Annotated in this window: 17 protein-coding genes; 5 read left to right on the forward strand and 12 right to left on the reverse strand. The window is 70.3% G+C overall.

The genetic code is table 11. From position 1 onward, the window contains the following. Positions 1–31: 31 nt before the first annotated feature. On the reverse strand, positions 32–406 hold the full coding sequence (locus tag OGL88_RS02495) for a twin-arginine translocase TatA/TatE family subunit (protein WP_205464136.1): 375 nt from the start codon (positions 404–406) through the stop codon (positions 32–34). A 64-nt stretch (positions 407–470) separates the two neighbouring features. Between OGL88_RS02495 and OGL88_RS02500 the strand changes: the two genes are divergently transcribed. Next, entirely contained in the window at positions 471–1,103 is a 633-nt protein-coding gene (locus tag OGL88_RS02500) for an O-methyltransferase (RefSeq protein WP_263089430.1), read from the forward strand. Between the two features lie 16 nt (positions 1,104–1,119). Here the strand turns inward: OGL88_RS02500 and OGL88_RS02505 are convergent, their stop codons facing one another. Continuing rightward, positions 1,120–1,848, reverse strand: coding sequence for an AAA family ATPase (locus tag OGL88_RS02505; protein WP_263089431.1), 729 nt, complete (start codon positions 1,846–1,848; stop codon positions 1,120–1,122). A gap of 127 nt (positions 1,849–1,975) precedes the next feature. Continuing rightward, the gene (locus tag OGL88_RS02510; protein ID WP_017887054.1) at positions 1,976–2,146 is read right to left on the reverse strand and encodes a DUF3117 domain-containing protein; all 171 of its coding nucleotides are present in this window, start codon (positions 2,144–2,146) and stop codon (positions 1,976–1,978) included. Positions 2,147–2,273: 127 nt separating this feature from the next. Here OGL88_RS02510 and OGL88_RS02515 point away from each other — a divergent pair, with 127 nt between their 5' ends. Continuing rightward, positions 2,274–3,500, forward strand: a complete 1,227-nt coding sequence (locus OGL88_RS02515; protein ID WP_263089432.1) for an AI-2E family transporter — start codon at positions 2,274–2,276, stop codon at positions 3,498–3,500. Here the strand turns inward: OGL88_RS02515 and OGL88_RS02520 are convergent. Beyond that, positions 3,479–4,723, reverse strand: a complete 1,245-nt coding sequence (locus OGL88_RS02520; protein ID WP_205464134.1) for a hypothetical protein — start codon at positions 4,721–4,723, stop codon at positions 3,479–3,481. The genes OGL88_RS02515 and OGL88_RS02520 overlap by 22 nt on opposite strands. Then, positions 4,708–5,790, reverse strand: a complete 1,083-nt coding sequence (gene dapE, locus OGL88_RS02525) for a succinyl-diaminopimelate desuccinylase (protein WP_111084984.1) — start codon at positions 5,788–5,790, stop codon at positions 4,708–4,710. The genes OGL88_RS02520 and dapE overlap by 16 nt, the downstream gene beginning before the upstream one ends. A 131-nt stretch (positions 5,791–5,921) precedes the next feature. Between dapE and dapD the strand changes: the two genes are divergently transcribed. Beyond that, a complete protein-coding gene (gene dapD, locus OGL88_RS02530) occupies positions 5,922–6,908 on the forward strand; it encodes a 2,3,4,5-tetrahydropyridine-2,6-dicarboxylate N-succinyltransferase (protein ID WP_263089433.1) in 987 nt (328 codons plus the stop codon). Positions 6,909–6,944: 36 nt separating this feature from the next. Here dapD and OGL88_RS02535 read toward each other — a convergent pair whose 3' ends face one another. The 7 genes from OGL88_RS02535 to typA form a co-directional block, all read right to left on the reverse strand. After that, on the reverse strand, positions 6,945–8,243 hold the full coding sequence (locus OGL88_RS02535; protein ID WP_123340789.1) for a citrate synthase: 1,299 nt from the start codon (positions 8,241–8,243) through the stop codon (positions 6,945–6,947). Positions 8,244–8,386: 143 nt separating this feature from the next. Beyond that, positions 8,387–9,505 carry a succinyldiaminopimelate transaminase gene (gene dapC, locus OGL88_RS02540; protein WP_263089434.1) on the reverse strand — a complete coding sequence of 373 codons (1,119 nt, stop codon included), beginning with the start codon at positions 9,503–9,505 and terminating at the stop codon, positions 8,387–8,389. A gap of 13 nt (positions 9,506–9,518) precedes the next feature. Then, positions 9,519–9,836 (reverse strand): ferredoxin, encoded by a 318-nt coding sequence (gene fdxA / locus OGL88_RS02545; RefSeq protein WP_069711637.1) that lies wholly within the window; start codon positions 9,834–9,836, stop codon positions 9,519–9,521. A 35-nt stretch (positions 9,837–9,871) separates the two neighbouring features. Then, positions 9,872–11,062 carry a PIG-L family deacetylase gene (locus tag OGL88_RS02550; RefSeq protein ID WP_263089435.1) on the reverse strand — a complete coding sequence of 397 codons (1,191 nt, stop codon included), beginning with the start codon at positions 11,060–11,062 and terminating at the stop codon, positions 9,872–9,874. A gap of 19 nt (positions 11,063–11,081) precedes the next feature. Beyond that, positions 11,082–11,624: a hypothetical protein gene (locus tag OGL88_RS02555; RefSeq protein ID WP_123673112.1), complete on the reverse strand. Its 543-nt coding sequence runs from the start codon at positions 11,622–11,624 to the stop codon at positions 11,082–11,084. 207 nt (positions 11,625–11,831) lie between these two features. Continuing rightward, positions 11,832–13,025, reverse strand: coding sequence for an amidohydrolase (locus OGL88_RS02560; protein WP_205464127.1), 1,194 nt, complete (start codon positions 13,023–13,025; stop codon positions 11,832–11,834). Between the two features lie 66 nt (positions 13,026–13,091). After that, positions 13,092–15,014: a translational GTPase TypA gene (typA, locus tag OGL88_RS02565; RefSeq protein WP_111084979.1), complete on the reverse strand. Its 1,923-nt coding sequence runs from the start codon at positions 15,012–15,014 to the stop codon at positions 13,092–13,094. A gap of 121 nt (positions 15,015–15,135) precedes the next feature. On the opposite strand from typA, the gene OGL88_RS02570 reads away from it, so the two are divergent. Next, complete coding sequence (locus tag OGL88_RS02570; protein WP_263089436.1) at positions 15,136–15,885, forward strand: CPBP family intramembrane glutamic endopeptidase; 750 nt, start codon at positions 15,136–15,138, stop codon at positions 15,883–15,885. A 9-nt stretch (positions 15,886–15,894) separates the two neighbouring features. Beyond that, a complete protein-coding gene (locus OGL88_RS02575) occupies positions 15,895–16,374 on the forward strand; it encodes a peroxiredoxin (protein ID WP_263089437.1) in 480 nt (159 codons plus the stop codon). Positions 16,375–16,484 lie beyond the last annotated feature (110 nt).

The raw sequence follows: 16,484 nt of genomic DNA on the forward strand, positions 1-16,484 counted from the left end.
TCCCGTCCGTCTCGTGGTCACGTGACGGGCGTCAGGTCGCTTCCGCGTCGAAGGGTGGCGCTTCTCCCGCGGCCAGCGGCACGACGGGAGCCGTCGCGCGCACCCTGGACGCAGTCACCTGCGCGGTCTGGACCGCGGCGGCGCTGCTGGCGCTGCCGGAGTCGAGGAGTGCATCGCGGATGATCCGGCGGGGGTCGTACTGCCGCGGGTCGAGCTTCTGCCACTCGATGTCATCGAACTCGGGGCCCATCTCGTCGCGCATCCGCTCCTTCGCGGTGTCGGCGAACCGGCGGACGGCCTTCACGAACTCGGCCAACTTCTGGGCGTACATCGGCAGACGCTGCGGCCCGAGCAAGAGCACGGCAATGATCCCGATGATCAGGATCTTGTCGAGCGGGATGTTCACGTGAGCGAGCCTAACCCGTACGGCTCCGATGCACCCCTAGAGTTGTCAACCGAACGGAGTGTGCGTGTCAGAGAAAGAGTCGAACTGGAAGTTCGCCGAGGACATCGTCTCGGAGTCCGAGGTGATCGCCCGCGCTCGTGAGCACTCCCTGGAACTCGGTGTCGAGGCGATCTCGCCCGCGATCGGCGCGCAGATCGGCGTGATCGCCGCAGCCTCCCGAGCCACGAGCATCATCGAGATCGGGACGGGCCTGGGAGTCTCCGGGCTGTACCTGCTCGGCGGCGCGCCGGACGCGACCCTGACCACGATCGACGTCGAGGTCGACCACCAGCAGTTCGCCCGCGACGCCTACATCAGCGCCGGCACCGCCCCCGCTCGGATCCGGCTCATCCCGGGCCGCGCGAACCAGGTGCTCCCCCGGATGAACGAAGCGTCGTACGACGTCGTCCTGGTGGACGCCGACCCTGAGCACGTCATCGAGTACGTCGAGCACGGGCTGCGGCTCGCGCGCCTCGGCGGCACCGTCCTGGTGCCGCACGCCCTGTGGCGCGGACGTGTCGCCGACCCGGTCAAGCGCGACCGGGCGACGACCGACTTCCGGCTGCTGCTGACCGAGGTGTCGACGTCGGGTGCGGTGCGCAGTGCGCTCTCGCCGGCCGGCGACGGGCTGCTGCAGCTGACGAAGGTCACCGCGTAGCGGCGTCCCCTGTCGGTCACTCGAGGTGCCGCAGGTACCGCTCCGGGGACTCGAGGAACGACCGCTGGTTGCGCACCAGGTCGAGGTCCTCCCACACGGTTCGTCGGAACCCCCACTCGCCGACCTCGTGGATCGTCGCGCCGGGGAACGCCGCCAGGACCGGTGAGTGCGTCGAGAGCACGACCTGCCCGACCCCGCTGTCGACGATCGACCGCAGGAGCGCGATGAGCGTCAGACACCCGGAGAAGGACAGCGCCGACTCGGGTTCGTCGAGGATCCAGAGCCCCGGCCACTGCGCGCGGTCGATCACGAAGTCGAGGAACGACTCACCGTGGCTGCGCTCGTGGAACACCGGCTCGGGGCGGGAGCGGTTGGGGTGGTCCTCGAGGTAGGTGAAGAAGCCGTGCATGGTCTCGGCGCGCAGGAAGAACCCACCGCGGGGCGCACCGAAGTCGCGGCGGAGGACGATGTGCTCCCACAGCGACGACTCGGACGGACGCGTCGAGTGGTTCGCCAGGGTGGAGCCACCCTCGGGTGACATGCCGAACCGGAGCGCGATCGCCTCGATCAGGGTGGACTTGCCGACACCGTTGTCGCCGACGAACACCGTCACCGGGTCGAGGTCCAGTCCCTCGTCGAGCAGCTGCCGCACCGGGGGCAGCGTCGCAGGCCACACGTCGCGTGGCATCGGGTCAGGGTCGCGGTACTCCTCGACGCGGCGGATCGGCATGTGGGTCCTCGGCACGAGCCCATCCTGCCGGACCCGACCGACAACGCGACGGGCGCCTACGCCGACGGCGCGGCTCCCCGGACGCAGACGACGGGCCCGGCGCGTACACGCTCCGGGCCCGTCGTTCTGGTGCTTTCGACTACTAGGCCGAGACGACCTCAGCGAGTGCGTCATGGAGTTCCTTGGCCTCGGCATCGTTGACCGAGACGACCAGGCGGCCTCCTCCTTCGAGCGGAACCCGCACGATGATGAGTCGACCCTCCTTAACAGCCTCCATCGGCCCGTCACCGGTCCTCGGCTTCATGGCTGCCATCAGATGTCCCCTTTCGTGCAGTACATGCCCGCTCATTATCTCGTATTGATGGGGCAACTGCGAAACCGCCCAGGTTGGGGGTGTCGGATCGGCGGTTCTTCGCGGGTTCCGTTCGTAACCTTGGCGGATGCCGAACATCCGCTCCATGCGCCGTCAGTCCCCCAGCGGACGATCCGAGCGGACCGGTCGGTCCGACGACGCGGTACCCGCCGGCCTGCGGATCGGCGCGGCGTTCACCTGGCGCATCCTCGTCGTGGGCGCGGGTCTCGCCGTCCTGGTGGCCCTGGTCGTGCTGCTGCAGGACATCGTGGTGCCGTTCCTCATCGCGCTGCTGGTCTGCGCACTGCTCATGCCGATGTCGTCGTTCCTGCAGCGGCACCGGTGGCCGAAGTGGACGGCAGTGCTGTCGAGCCTGGTGGCGCTGGTCCTGGCGCTCGGTGGGCTGGCGCTGCTCGTCACCGAGCAGGTGCGGTCCGACCTGCCGTCGCTCGAACGCCGACTCCACCACAGCGTGCAGTCCCTGCGGACCCTGCTCGACAGCGAGCCGTTCGGGATCACGGCGAAGGACGTCGACGGATGGGTGTCGAACGGCTTCGACTACCTGCAGGCGCACGCCGCGACGATCCTGTCCGGGTTCCAGGCCGCCGGCACCGGCGCCGTGCACGTGCTCGAGGGCCTGTTCATCATCGTGTTCACGACGCTGTTCGTGCTCATCGACGGCCCGCGCATCTGGGGATGGGTCGTCCGGCTCTTCCCGCGCCGGGCACGTGCTCGCATCGACGTCGCCGGGCACGCCGGCTGGAAGACCCTGACGAGCTTCATCCGCGTCCAGCTGGTGGTCGCCGTCACCGATGCACTCGGTGTGACCATCGGCGCGCTCGCCCTGCAGATCCCGCTGGCGATCCCGATCGGCGTCATCGTGTTCTTCGGCGCCTTCGTCCCCGTCGTCGGGGCGATCGTCGCCGGTGCGGTCGCGGTGCTCATCGCCCTGGTCTTCAACGGCTGGGTGCCGGCGCTCGTGATGCTCGGCATCGTGGTGGTCGTGCAGCAGCTCGAGAGCCACGTCCTGCACCCGTTCCTGACCGGGACAGCGGTGAAGGTGCACCCGCTCGGAGTCGTCCTCGGGGTGACCGCGGGCACGACGATCGCGGGCGTCGTCGGTGCGTTCTTCGCGGTGCCGTTCATCGCCACCGTCAACGCGATGGTCGTGGCGGCGGCGAACTGGCGGCCGGGTGACCCGGAGCCGATGTCAGCGACGGTGCCGAAGCGCGAGCGGAGCGGTCCCGCCGCACGGCTCCTGGCCCGCGCGCAGGCGCGTGAGCGCCGTGCCGATCACGGCGGGGTCCAGTCGTAGCCGTCGATCCACCAGCAGTAGTACAGCCAGACCCACTGCAGCCCGACGAACGCCACCACGACGGCCACCCGGTAGACGCGGGACCGCGGCAGCGCCACGATGCCGAGCAGCGGCGCGATCGGCACCAGGATCCGCCAGGTGCTCGACTGCGGGAAGAACACGGCGAGCAGGTACACGACGTAGGCGATGCCCCAGAGCCGCAGCTCGATCCCGATCCGTCGTGCCGCGGGCATGCAGACGAACGCCGCGAAGCCGACGACCACGACGGCCAGCAGGATCCCGCCGGCCGGCTGGTGGAACCACCACCCGAAGCCCTGGATCCACGGCGCGAACGGCACGAGCTCCTGCCACCCGACGTAGGACGACCGCCAGGCGAGCTCGGTGTCGGTGTAGGCCTTGGGCACCCCGGTGACGGCCCAGGCGATCGCCGGCCACGCCAGGCCGACCAGTCCGGACACGACCGCGACCACGGCGGGCGGCACGAGCCGGCGCAGGGTGAGCGGCTCCGACGACCGCACCCACGCGGGCCGGATCGCCCACGCGCCGACGAACAGCACGACGAGCAGCGCGAACGCGAGCCCGGTCGGCCGGGTCATGCCGAGCAGCAGCACGACGGGCAGCATCGTCCACCACCGCCGGTCGACCATGAGCAGCAGCGCGACCAGCAGCAGGAACAGGCCCATCGACTCGGCGTACGCCACCTGGAACATCGCCGACACGGGCGCGACGCAGAACAGCACCGTGGCGAAGGTCGCCCGCGCGGGGTCGAGGAAGCGCCCCATCAGGCGCCGGAACACGAGCGCAGCGCCGAGCCCGGCGAGCAGCGAGACCGTCACCGCGACGAGCTCGAACGACGCGCCGGTGAGCAGCATGAGACCGCGCACCAGGAACGGGTACGCGGGCATGAAGGCCCACGCGTTCTCGGTCACGTGCCCTGCGGCGTCGACGGGCAGGGTCGACGGGTAGCCACCGGTTGCGATCACGCGGTACCACGCGCCGTCCCAGATGGACGCGAACGACAGGTACGCCGGGTGCTGGACGGTGAACGAGTTCGCCGCCTGCACGCTCGCGAAGGCCTGCATCATCAGTCCGGTGACGAACCGGGCGAGCACGTAGACGACCGTGATGCGGACCCACCACGGCACCACCCGGTATCGGGCGCGCCAGCGGGTGCGTGCAGGGGTCGGCCGGGTGGCCCCGGCCGTCGTCAGGCCGTCAGCCACCGACGGAGGCCGGCCTCGACCGCGGTGATCTGCGCGACCGGGACCTGCTCGTCGTCGTGGTGGGCGAAGACGGGTTCACCCGGGCCGTAGTTGACCGCCGGCACACCGAGCGCCGAGAAGCGCGCGACGTCGGTCCAGCCGTACTTGGGGCGGGGCTCCGGGCCACCGACCGCCGACACGAAGTCCTGCGCGAGTGGGGCGTCAAGGCCGGGGCGGGCACCGGCGGCGAGGTCGACGATGGTCACGTCGTAGCCGTCGAAGAGCTCGCGGATGTGGGCCACGGCCTCGTCTGCCGAACGCGACGGCGCGAAGCGGTAGTTCACGTGCACCATCGCCTCGTCCGGGATGATGTTGCCCGCGATGCCGCCGCTGATCCCGACGGCGTTGAGGCCCTCGCGGTACTCGAGCCCGTCGACCGTGACGGTGCGGGGCTCGTAGGCGGCCAGCGTGGCGAGGATCGGTGCCGTCTTGTGGATCGCGTTGTCGCCGATCCAGCTGCGGGCGCTGTGCGAGCGCTTGCCGAACGTGCGGATCTCGGCGCGGAGGTTGCCGTTGCAGCCACCCTCGATCTGCGCGCCGGACGGTTCCCCCAGGATGGCGAAGTCGGCGGCCAGCAGTTCCGGCCGGGTCCGGGCGAGACGGCCGAGGCCGTTCAGCAGGTCGCTGACCTCTTCGTGGTCGTACCAGACCCACGTGACGTCGACCGAGGGTTCGACCAGGTCGTACGCGAGCTTGAGCTGCACTGCACAGCCCGCCTTCATGTCGACCGTGCCGCGACCCCACAGGATCTCGGTGCCGTCCTCGGTGGTGCGGAACTCGGTCGGCAGGTTGTCGTTGAGCGGCACGGTGTCGATGTGCCCGGCGATGACGACACGACGGTCGCGGCCGAGGTTCGTGCGGGCGACGATCGCGTCGCCGTCGCGGATCACCTCGAGGTGCGGCAGCGGTGCGAGCACCGCCTCGATCGCGTCGGCGAGGGCCTGCTCGTTCCCCGACACCGATTCGATGTCGCAGATGGCACGGGTGATGTCGATGGACGAGGCGGTGAGGTCGAGCTGCTCCGGCATGCGGTCACCTTATCTGCCGTCGCCCCCGTCGCGCTGGCCCACGGCACGGCGGCCGGGAGGCACGGTGCGGTTCCGCAGCGTCCGTCCGGTCGGTCCGGTGCTCCCGTCCAGTGCGTCGGTACCCTGGTGCGGTGACCGACACGACCGCTGCCACCGACCCGACCGCCACCGCCGATCGCCCGACGCACGCCTGGGGCCACGGCCTCGCGACGATCGCCGCCGACGGCACGACGCTCGACACCTGGTACCCGGAGACCCACCTCGGCCCGCTGCCCACCGACGCGGTGTTCCCTGCAGAACTGCAGGCGCACGTCGGCGACGACCCCCGCCGCGAGGTCCGGATCGAGGCCGTCACCACCGAGGTCACCATCGACGCCGCCCCGACCAGCACCGAGGACGCGTACCTGCGCCTGCACCTGCTGAGCCACCTGCACGTCCGGCCGAACACCATCAACCTCGACGGTGTCTTCGGGTACCTGCCGATCGTCGCGTGGACGAACGCGGGGCCGGTCCACCCGGAGTCCCTGACCCGCCTGCGCCCGTCGCTGCAGCGGGCGGGCATCGCCGTGCACGCGATCGACAAGTTCCCGCGGCTGGTCGACTACGTCGTGCCGGACCGCGTCCGCATCGGTGACGCCAACCGCGTCCGTCTCGGTGCGCACCTGGCGCCGGGCACGACCGTCATGCACGAGGGCTTCGTGAACTTCAACGCCGGCACCCTCGGCGACGCCATGATCGAGGGCCGCGTCTCGCAGGGCGTCATCGTCGGCAACGGCACCGACATCGGCGGTGGCGCGTCCATCATGGGCACGCTCTCCGGCGGCGGCACGCACCGGGTCTCCCTGGGCGAGCGCGCGCTGCTCGGGGCGAACGCGGGTCTCGGCATCTCCCTCGGCGACGACTCCGTCATCGAGGCCGGCCTGTACGTCACGGCCGGCACGAAGGTCGTCCTGGTCGGCGCCGCAGCGAACCCGGACGGCACGCCGAAGACCGTCAAGGCCGCCGAGCTGTCCGGCACCCCGAACGTCCTGTTCCGGCGCAACAGCCTGTCCGGCGCGGTCGAGGCGCTGCAGCGCAAGGGCGAGGGCATCCAGCTCAACACCGCGCTCCACGCGTAGGCCGGACACCCCCGGGGGCGTGCGTCAGCGCTTCCGTCAGCGCGCGGGGAGATCCCGCTTCGGGGCACCCACGTAGAGCTGCTGCGGGCGGCCGATCTTGTTGAGCGGGTCGTTGTTCAGCTCGCGCCACTGCGCGATCCAGCCGGGCAGGCGGCCGATCGCGAACAGCACCGTGAACATGCGTGGCGGGAAGCCCATCGCCTTGTAGATGATGCCCGTGTAGAAGTCGACGTTCGGGTAGAGCTTGCGGTCGATGAAGTACTGGTCGCTCAGCGCGATCTGCTCGAGCTCCTTCGCGATGTCGAGCAGGTCGTCCTGTACGCCGAGGGACTCGAGGACCTCGTCCGCCGACTCCTTGACGAGCTTCGCGCGGGGGTCGTAGTTCTTGTAGACGCGGTGTCCGAAGCCCATGAGCTTCACGCCGCGCTCCTTGTTCTTCACCCGCTCGACGAAGCGCTGCACGGGCTCGCCGGAGTCCTTGATCTGCTGCAGCATCTCGAGCACGGCCTCGTTCGCGCCGCCGTGCAGCGGCCCGTACAGGGCGTTGATGCCGGCCGAGATCGAGGCGAACATGTTCGCCTTCGTCGAGCCGACCAGGCGGACCGTCGCGGTGGAGGCGTTCTGCTCGTGGTCCTCGTGCAGGATGAGGAGCCGGTCGAGGGCCTTCGACAGCACCGGGTTCGGCTGGTACGTCTCGGCCATGGTGCCGAAGTTCAGGCGCAGGAAGTTGTCGACGAACGACAGCCCGTTGTCCGGGTACAGGAACGCCTGCCCGATGGACTTCTTGTGCGCGTACGCGGCGATCACCGGCAGCTTGGCGAGCAGCCGCACGGTCTGCAGCTCGACCTTCTCCGGGTCGTCGACGTCCATGTCGTCCTCGTAGTACGTGGACAGGGCGCTGACGGCACTGGACAGCACGGACATCGGGTGCGCGGAGTGCGGGAGCGCGTCGAACAGGCGCCGGAGGTCCTCGTGCAGCAGGGTGTGCCGACGGATGCGGGCGTCGAAGTCGGCGAGTTCGGACTCGTCGGGCAGCTCGCCGTAGATCAGGAGCCACGCGACCTCGAGGAAGGTGCAGTTCGACGCGACCTGGTCGATCGGGTACCCGCGGTACCGCAGGATGCCCTCGTCGCCGTCGATGTAGGTGATCGCGCTCTTGGTCGAGCCGGTGTTCACGAACCCGTAGTCGAGCGTGTTCATCCCGGTCTGCTTCTTGAACGTCGAGATGTCCATGGTCGACGCGCCGTCGACGCTCGGCAGGATCGGGAACTCCGCGCTGCCGCCCGGGTACGTCAGCGTCGCGGTCTCGCCCGTCTGTTCGGCGGCGGGACTCACGGGCACGGGCGTCGTGGGCGGTGTGGCCGTCTTCTGAGCGTCGTTGGCAGTGTCAGTCACGATGACAGCCTAATCGCGGCGTCTGTCGCTCGTGCACACCTCGGAGGTCACGACTTGGTGGGAACCCCCGATTGCGCTGCGGGCTACGCGGTGCAGAGCCGACGGCTGCTGGCCAGCCGCTGGGCCGCCGCGGCGATGCGTTCGTCGGTCGCGGTGAGGGCCACCCGGACGTGCTCCCCGCCCGCCGTGCCGTAGAACGTGCCCGGTGCGACGAGGATCCCGCGGTCGGCCAACCACGACACCGTGTCGAGCGCGGGCTCACCACGGGTCGCCCAGAGGTACAGGCCGGCCTCGCTGTGGTCGACGCGGAAGCCGGCGTCCTCGAGTGCCCGTCGGAGCATGTTCCGGCGTGCCCGGTAGCGGGCCTTCTGCTGCTGCACGTGGGTCTGGTCCGCGAGTGCGACGATCATCGCTTCCTGCACCGGCAGCGGCGGCATGAGCCCCGCGTGCTTCCGGACCGCGAGGACGTCGGCGAGGATCCGGGCGTCACCGGCGACGAACGCCGCGCGGTACCCGGCCAGGTTCGACTGCTTCGACAGCGAGTACACGCTGAGCACACCGTCCACCGAGTCGCCGACGACGCGGGGGTCGAGGATCGTGGGGGTCGGGGTGGTCGCGTACTCCGGGTCCCAGCCGAGCTCGGCGTAGCACTCGTCACCGACGATGACGGCGCCGAGTTCTCGGGCACGGGCGACCGCGACGCGCAGGTCGTCGATCGAGAGCACGCGGCCGTCGGGGTTGCCGGGCGAGTTCAGCCACACCAGCTTCGTCGTCGTCGGCCACGCTGCCGGGTCGTCCGAGGCGAAGGCGTCCGCGCCGACCAGGGCCGCGCCGAGCTCGTAGGTGGGGTACGCAGCGGCCGGGAACACCACGGTGTCGCCGGCGCCGATGCCGAGCCAGAGCGCCAGGCCGGCGATGAACTCCTTCGACCCGATCGTCGGCAGGGTGTGCGCCTCGGTCAGCTGCACCCCGTGCCGTCGGCCGTACCAGTCGGCGATGGCCTGCCGCAGAGCCGGGGTACCGGCCACCATCGGGTAGGCGTGCGCGTCGGTGGCGTCGGCGAGGGCGCGTCGGACGACCTCGGGGGTGGGGTCGACGGGCGAACCGACGCTCAGGTCGACGATGCCGCCCTCGTACTCCGCCGCACGTTGCTTGAACGGGACGAGGTGGTCCCAGGGGAAGTCGGGCAGGTCGAGCGCCACGTGCGTGTCCGGCTCAGCCGCGGGGCGGTTCGGCCATGACGACCGGGTGGTCCTTGTGGATCACGCCGACCTTCGCAGCGCCACCGGGCGAGCCGACTTCCTGGAAGAACTCGACGTTGGCCTTGTAGTAGTCGGCCCACTCGTCGGGCAGGTCGTCCTCGTAGTAGATGGCCTCGACCGGGCACACCGGCTCGCACGCACCGCAGTCGACGCACTCGTCGGGGTGGATGTACAGCGAGCGGTCGCCCTCGTAGATGCAGTCGACGGGGCATTCGTCGATGCAGGCACGGTCCTTGACGTCGACACAGGGCTGGGCGATCACGTAGGTCACGGTTCGGGTGCTCCCTTCGACGAGCGGGTTCGAGTCTACTCGCGGCCCGGGGCCGTCCGGGACCGCAGCCCCGACAGGTCCGGCCACGCGAGCACCAGGGCGGCGATGACGGCGGGGGCGAACGTCCACACGTACCCGGCCGCGTTCGCCAGCACGAGCGGGGAGCCCTGGCCACCGACGGAGACGAGCACCTGCGTGGCGACGAGGATGCCGATGCCGATCGCGGCGACCATCGCCCGCGACCGGTAGAGCAATCGGATGCCCACGGTCAGCCCGACCACGAGCAGCGTGGTGATCACCATGCCGATCGGGAACGCGGCGGCGCCGATGGTCTGCTGGTGCGTCACGGTGCCGAGACCGCCGGTGACGAGCCCGAGCACGAGCGCGACGGCGACCGCGGCGACCTTGCCCTGGCCGGACATCTCGGCGTAGGTCTGCGGCGCCGGGGGCTGCGGGGCGGCGTCGTGCCGGAAGGCCTCGACCGCGGGGGCGTGCTCGCGGACGCCGTGCGGCATCACCCACGACAGCGCGGTCGGGGCGGCGGGGTCGACCGGGTCGACGGTGACCTGCGAGCGGTACTGCTCGACCGCGGCACGCACCTTCGCCCGCACCGGCAGGACGTCGACGGTGACGTCGGCCTCTGCGTCGTCCGGGGCGACGATCATCGAGAACGCGACCTCTTCCGCCCGGGCCGCGTACCGGGCGGCGTGGTGCACGCGCACGTGGTCGGGGTGTCCGTACCCGCCGTCGTCGGCGTAGCTCACGACCGCGTCCGCACCGGTGGAACGGATCGCGGCACGGACGTCGTCGACGACCTCCGCCAGGTCGGCGGCGGTCAGCGAGTCGACGGGGGCGTCGTCGGCGGCGGTCGCCCGGCCGTCGGGCCCCCACTGCATGCCGGAGTCGACGTACCGGCGTTCCGGCAGGTCGGTGGGTCGCGCACCGCGCCCGCCGAGCCACAGGTGCGCCGGGCCGCCGAGGGCCGCGAGCGCCGCGTCGATCTCGGTCTCGCGGTGCGCGGCGACACGCTGCGCATCGCCGGCCAGGGGGGCGAGCCGCTCGGTGAGCATCTCGCCGCGCTCACCGCGGGTCGCCGTCAACACGGTGACCTCGGCGCCGAGCTCGAGCAGGGTCGCGATCGTCCCACCGGACGACAGGGTCTCGTCGTCGGGGTGGGCGTGCACGAACAGGACGCGCTCGGGGCGCGTGAAGGAGGCCTTCGACATCGCCCCCAAGGGTACGGGACTAGCGGGCCGTGACGATGTAGGTCGCGGTGACGCCGTCGTCGCCGTCCGAGAACGTGAGCACGACGCGGTACCCGTCGCTGCGGAACATCCCGAACGCACTCGACGAGTCGGCGCGCTTCGCCGACTCGGTGTAGCCGGCGTCGGCGAGCTGCTGCGCGGCGGAGGCGAAGTCGTCGACCGACCCGGCACGCACCTGCACGACCCACCCGGAGCCGTTCGGTCCCGCTCCCCCGCCGAGCACCGTGCCGTCCACCAGCGGCACGTCGGATGACGGGAACCCGTCGGGCACCTTGCCGTCGGAGGTCACGTTGGCACCCTTGAGCGCCGTGTCGAGCGCCCCGTCGATGCCGCCCGCGACGGAGGACATGCCGTCCTGGATCGCCTTGCCGTCGATGCCCGCGACGCCGTCCGCGACCGTCGAGGCCACCGAGGACCCGAGGTCCGTCGCCTGCTTCACGGAGTCGGACGAGCAGCCGGTGAGTCCGGCCAGGGCGATGCCGGCTGCGACGGCGGCGATCAGCGGGGTACGGAGGGAACGCATGCGCCGACGGTAACGGGTGAGCCGGGAGGCACGGCGCGAGTTGGCTGTGAACGTCCTGTCCCCGGGACGGTCACCCGCGCGGCGGGGCCGCCCCGGGCCTCCCGTCCGCCTCGCGCGTACCTGGCCGAATCGGGCGTACCTGGTCCTTCGTTCCGACCAGGTACGCCCGTTCCCGCTTCCCACCGCCCGCGCAATGGGAAGGAAGCGTCAGGCGACGTAGGCGCGCGTCGCGGCCACCAGGGCGTCGACGCCCACCGGGATCGCGGTCTCGGCCTGCGGCGCGTAGAACGGCGAGTGGTTGCTCGGGATGTCCTCGCCACGGCGGAACAGCTCCGGGTCGGTGATCCCCGTGAACCAGTAGACGAGCGGGACGCCCGCCGCCGTCGCGAGCTGCCCGACGTCCTCCGACGCCATCGCGAGCCCGATCTCCAGCTCGCGCGCACCCGGCACGGCGGCGCTGACGGCCGCGAGCACCCGGGCTGCGGACTCCGCGTCGTTCACGGTCACCTCGGCACCGGGCGACCGCACGATCGTCGGCTCGGGCAGGCCACCGGCGTCGCTCTCGGCACGGACGATCCGCTCGATCGACGCGATGATCCGTGCACGGGTCTCCTCGTTGCGGGCACGCGTCGAGATCTCGATGACGGCCTGGTCGGGGATGATGTTGGCGCGGGTGCCGGCGTGGAAGCTGCCGACGGTGACGACACCGGCGTCGCTCGGCGAGACCTCGCGCGAGACGACGGTCTGCAGCCGGACGACGGCGGACGCCGCGGTGACGACCGGGTCGAGGGATGCCTGCGGCGCGGAGCCGTGCGCACCGCGACCGTTGAAGGTCACCGTGAGCCGGTCACTGGACGCCATCACCGGGCCGGAGCCGATCGCGACGATGCCGACCGGGGCCGGAGCGGAGTGCTGCCCGAGCACGACGTCGGGCTTCGGGAACCGGTCGACCAGGCCGTCCTCGACCATGGCGCGGGCGCCGGAGATGACCTCCTCCGCCGGCTGGAAGACGCCGACCACCGTGCCGCTCCACTGGTCCCTGGTGGCGACGAGGCGCTCGAGCGTGCCGAGCAGCCAGGTGACGTGGATGTCGTGGCCGCAGGCGTGCATCGTCGGGACGTCGTTGCCGTCCTCGTCGGTGCCGCGGTGCTGGCTGGCGTAGGGCAGACCCGTGCGCTCCTGGACCGGCAGGCCGTCCATGTCGGCGCGGAGCCACACGACCGGGCCCTCGCCGTTCGACAGGACGCCGACGACACCGGTGCCACCGACGCCGGTGGTCACCTCGATGCCACCGAACTCGGCGAGCCGGTCGGCCACGATGCCCGCAGTGCGGTGCTCCTGGAAACCGAGCTCGGGGTGGGCGTGCAGGTCCTGGTACAGCGAGAGGAGGTCGAGGGTCACGGCATCCACCGTAACCCCCGACCTCCTCAGGTCGTGCTCTTGCTGACGCGACGCGTCGCTTCGTGCTTACGCGTCCTGACGCTTCAGGCGGGCGTACGAGCGCTGGCGGGCCTGCGCGTCGAGCTCGACCTTGCGGATGCGGACGACGGCCGGGGTGACCTCGACGCACTCGTCCTCGCGCGCGAACTCCAGGCACTCCTCGAGGGAGAGCTGGCGCGACGGCGTCATCGACTCGAAGGAGTCGGCGTTCGCCGAACGCATGTTCGTGAGCTTCTTCTCCTTCGTGATGTTGACGTCCATGTCGTCGGCGCGCGAGTTCTCGCCGATGACCATGCCCTCGTAGACCTCCTCGGTGGGGTTGACGAAGAACGTCATCCGCTCCTGCAGGTTCGTGATGGCGAACGGCGTGACGACACCCGAACGGTCGGACACGATCGAGCCGTTGATGCGGGTCTGGATCGGGCCGGCCCACTCGTCGTAGCCGTGCGAGATCGCGTTGGCGATGCCGGTACCGCGGGTCTCGGTCAGGAACGACGTGCGGAAGCCGATCAGGCCGCGCGACGGGACGATGAACTCCATGCGCACCCAGCCGGTGCCGTGGTTCGTCATGTTCTCCATGCGGCCCTTGCGAGCGGCCATGAGCTGCGTGATCGCGCCGAGGTACTCCTCCGGCGTGTCGATCGTCATGTGCTCGTACGGCTCCTGCAGCTTGCCGTTCTCGTCACGCTTCGTGACGACCTGCGGCTTGCCGACGGTGAGCTCGAAGCCCTCACGACGCATCTGCTCGACCAGGATGGCGAGCGCGAGCTCACCACGGCCCTGGACCTCCCAGGCATCGGGGCGACCGATGTCGAGGACCTTGAGCGAGACGTTGCCGATGAGCTCGCGGTCGAGGCGTTCCTTGACCATGCGGGCGGTCAGCTTGTGGCCCTTGACCTTGCCGACGAGCGGGCTGGTGTTCGTGCCGATCGTCATCGAGATCGCCGGGTCGTCGACCGTGATGGTCGGCAGCGGGCGGACGTCCTCGGGGTCGGTCAGCGTCTCACCGATGGTGATCGTGTCGAAGCCGGCGACGGCGACGATGTCACCGGGGCCCGCCGACTCGGCCGGGTAGCGCTCGAGGGCCTTGGTGATGAGGAGCTCGGTGATGCGGGCGTTCACGACGGTGCCGTCGTGCTTGACCCACGCGACCGTCTGGCCCTTCTTCATCGTGCCGTGGAAGATGCGCAGCAGCGCGAGACGACCGAGGAACGGCGACGCGTCGAGGTTGGTGACGTGGGCCTGCAGCGGGTGCTGGTCGTCGTACTTCGGCGCGGGGACGTGCTGCAGGATCGCTTCGAACAGCGGCTCGAGGTCGTCGTTGTCGGGCAGCGAGCCATCGGCCGGCTTGTTGCGCGACGCGGCACCGGCACGACCCGAGGCGTAGACCACGGGGACGTCGAGGATCGCGTCGAGGTCGAGGTCGTCGACCTCGTCCGACAGGTCGGACGCCAGGCCGAGGAGCAGGTCCTGCGACTCGGAGACGACCTCGTCGATGCGGGAGTCGGGGCGGTCCGTCTTGTTGACGAGCAGGATCACCGGGAGCTTGGCGGCGAGCGCCTTGCGGAGCACGAAGCGCGTCTGGGGCAGCGGGCCCTCGGACGCGTCGACGAGCAGCACGACGCCGTCGACCATGGAGAGGCCTCGCTCGACCTCTCCACCGAAGTCGGCGTGACCCGGGGTGTCGATCACGTTGATGGTGATGGGGCCGTCCGCGCCGAACTCGGTCGCGTGCTTGCCGTTGTAGAGCACCGACGTGTTCTTCGCGAGGATCGTGATGCCCTTCTCGCGCTCGAGGTCGTTCGAGTCCATCATGCGGTCTTCGCCCTCGAAGTGGGCGTCGAACGAGTTGGTCTGCGTGAGCATCGCGTCGACGAGGGTGGTCTTGCCGTGGTCGACGTGTGCCACGATGGCGACGTTGCGCAGGTCGGACCGGGTGGCGAGCGCCATACAGGACATCCTTCAATTTCTGGGAGAGTGTCGGGCCAGTGATTTGACAGCACCGCACCCGTGGGCAGAACGCCCGACACGCCAGTCTACCGGTAGTTCGCAACCGACAGGAGTACTCCGCATGAGCCGACGGCGAACGTGGGTCGAGATCACGATCGTGCTGCTCCTGTCGCTCGGTGCCAGCGCGCTGTACTCGATCCTGCAGATCATCGACGATCTGTCGCAGACGACCCCGCTCGGTGAGCAGTCGACGGCGCTCAACACGTCGTCGACGACGGTGCAGTACGTCGACCTGGCCCGCCAGCTGCTCGGCATCGCGGTGGACCTGGCGCCGGTCGCGCTCGTCTGCTTCCTGCTGTGGAGCACGTCCCGCCCGCACCTGTCCCGGCTCGGCATCGACCGGTTCCGGGTGAAGCCCGACCTCGGTGGTCCGGCGCTCATCGCGCTCTGCATCGGGATCCCGGGGCTCGCCCTGTACTTCGCCGGGCGCGCCCTCGGCATCACGGTGAACGTGGACCCCGCTGCCCTGAACTCCTACTGGTGGACGGTGCCGGTCCTGCTGCTGTCCGCGATCCGCTCCGGCCTGCAGGAGGAGGTGATCGTGATCGGGTACCTCTACGCCCGGCTCGGTGACCTCGGGTGGGGTCGGTGGCAGGTGATCCTGTCGACGGCACTGCTGCGCGGGAGCTACCACCTGTACCAGGGCTTCGGCGCGTTCGTCGGCAACGCCGTGATGGGCATCGTGTTCGGCTGGGTCTACACGAAGTGGGGCCGCCTGATGCCCCTGATCATCACGCACTGCCTGCTGGACGCCGCGGTGTTCATCGGTTACCCCTGGGTCGCGAACGCCTTCCCCGGGTTGTTCTCGTAGCGTGAGCACATGAGCATCCCCGAGGTCGGCGAGTCCGCGCCGACGTTCACCCTGCAGGGCATGGTCGTCCGCGACGGGGTCCGCACCGACGACGAGTACGACCTGTCGGCGGAGATCGGCCGGACCGTGGTGCTCGCCTTCTACCCCGGCGACGCGACGGCCGTCTGCACCGCGCAGCTCTGCAGCTACCAGGCGGAACTCGACGAGTTCGACGACCTCGGCGCCGTGGTGTGGGGCGTCAGCCCGCAGGCCCTCGACTCGCACGAGACCTTCGCGCGCGGCTCCTCGCTCACGTTCCCCCTGCTGAGCGACACGGCCGGCTCGGTGATCCGCGACTACGGCGTGCGTGCGCCGGGGATCGGACTGCGTCGGTCGGTGTTCGTGATCGGTCCCGACGGGGTCGTGCGGTGGCGGCACGTCGGCCTGGTCGGTCTCCGGTTCCCGACGGCCGAGACCATCCGTGAACAGATCGAACTGCTCGTCTCGTAGCCCGATACCGCGGCTCCCGCCGTTCCCGGCGTGGGCAATCCCGGAATCCGTCGCGGTGGGGTATTGACACCCGAACTGGGGGCGACGACCATTGTCGGCACGAGAGGTCC

The sequence above is a fragment of the Curtobacterium sp. RIT-PI-V genome (genome assembly GCF_025642935.1).
Lineage (GTDB): Bacteria > Actinomycetota > Actinomycetes > Actinomycetales > Microbacteriaceae > Curtobacterium.

Bases quoted from the DNA above. Each gene is read 5' to 3' on its own strand.
- OGL88_RS02510 (WP_017887054.1), bottom strand. From the start codon at position 2,146: ATGGCAGCCATGAAGCCGAGGACCGGTGACGGGCCGATGGAGGCTGTT.
- OGL88_RS02515 (WP_263089432.1), top strand. From the start codon at position 2,274: ATGCCGAACATCCGCTCCATGCGCCGTCAGTCCCCCAGCGGACGATCC.
- dapE (WP_111084984.1), bottom strand. From the start codon at position 5,790: ATGCCGGAGCAGCTCGACCTCACCGCCTCGTCCATCGACATCACCCGT.
- OGL88_RS02550 (WP_263089435.1), bottom strand. From the start codon at position 11,062: ATGTCGAAGGCCTCCTTCACGCGCCCCGAGCGCGTCCTGTTCGTGCAC.
- OGL88_RS02555 (WP_123673112.1), bottom strand. From the start codon at position 11,624: ATGCGTTCCCTCCGTACCCCGCTGATCGCCGCCGTCGCAGCCGGCATC.
- typA (WP_111084979.1), bottom strand. From the start codon at position 15,014: ATGGCGCTCGCCACCCGGTCCGACCTGCGCAACGTCGCCATCGTGGCA.
- OGL88_RS02570 (WP_263089436.1), top strand. From the start codon at position 15,136: ATGAGCCGACGGCGAACGTGGGTCGAGATCACGATCGTGCTGCTCCTG.
- OGL88_RS02575 (WP_263089437.1), top strand. From the start codon at position 15,895: ATGAGCATCCCCGAGGTCGGCGAGTCCGCGCCGACGTTCACCCTGCAG.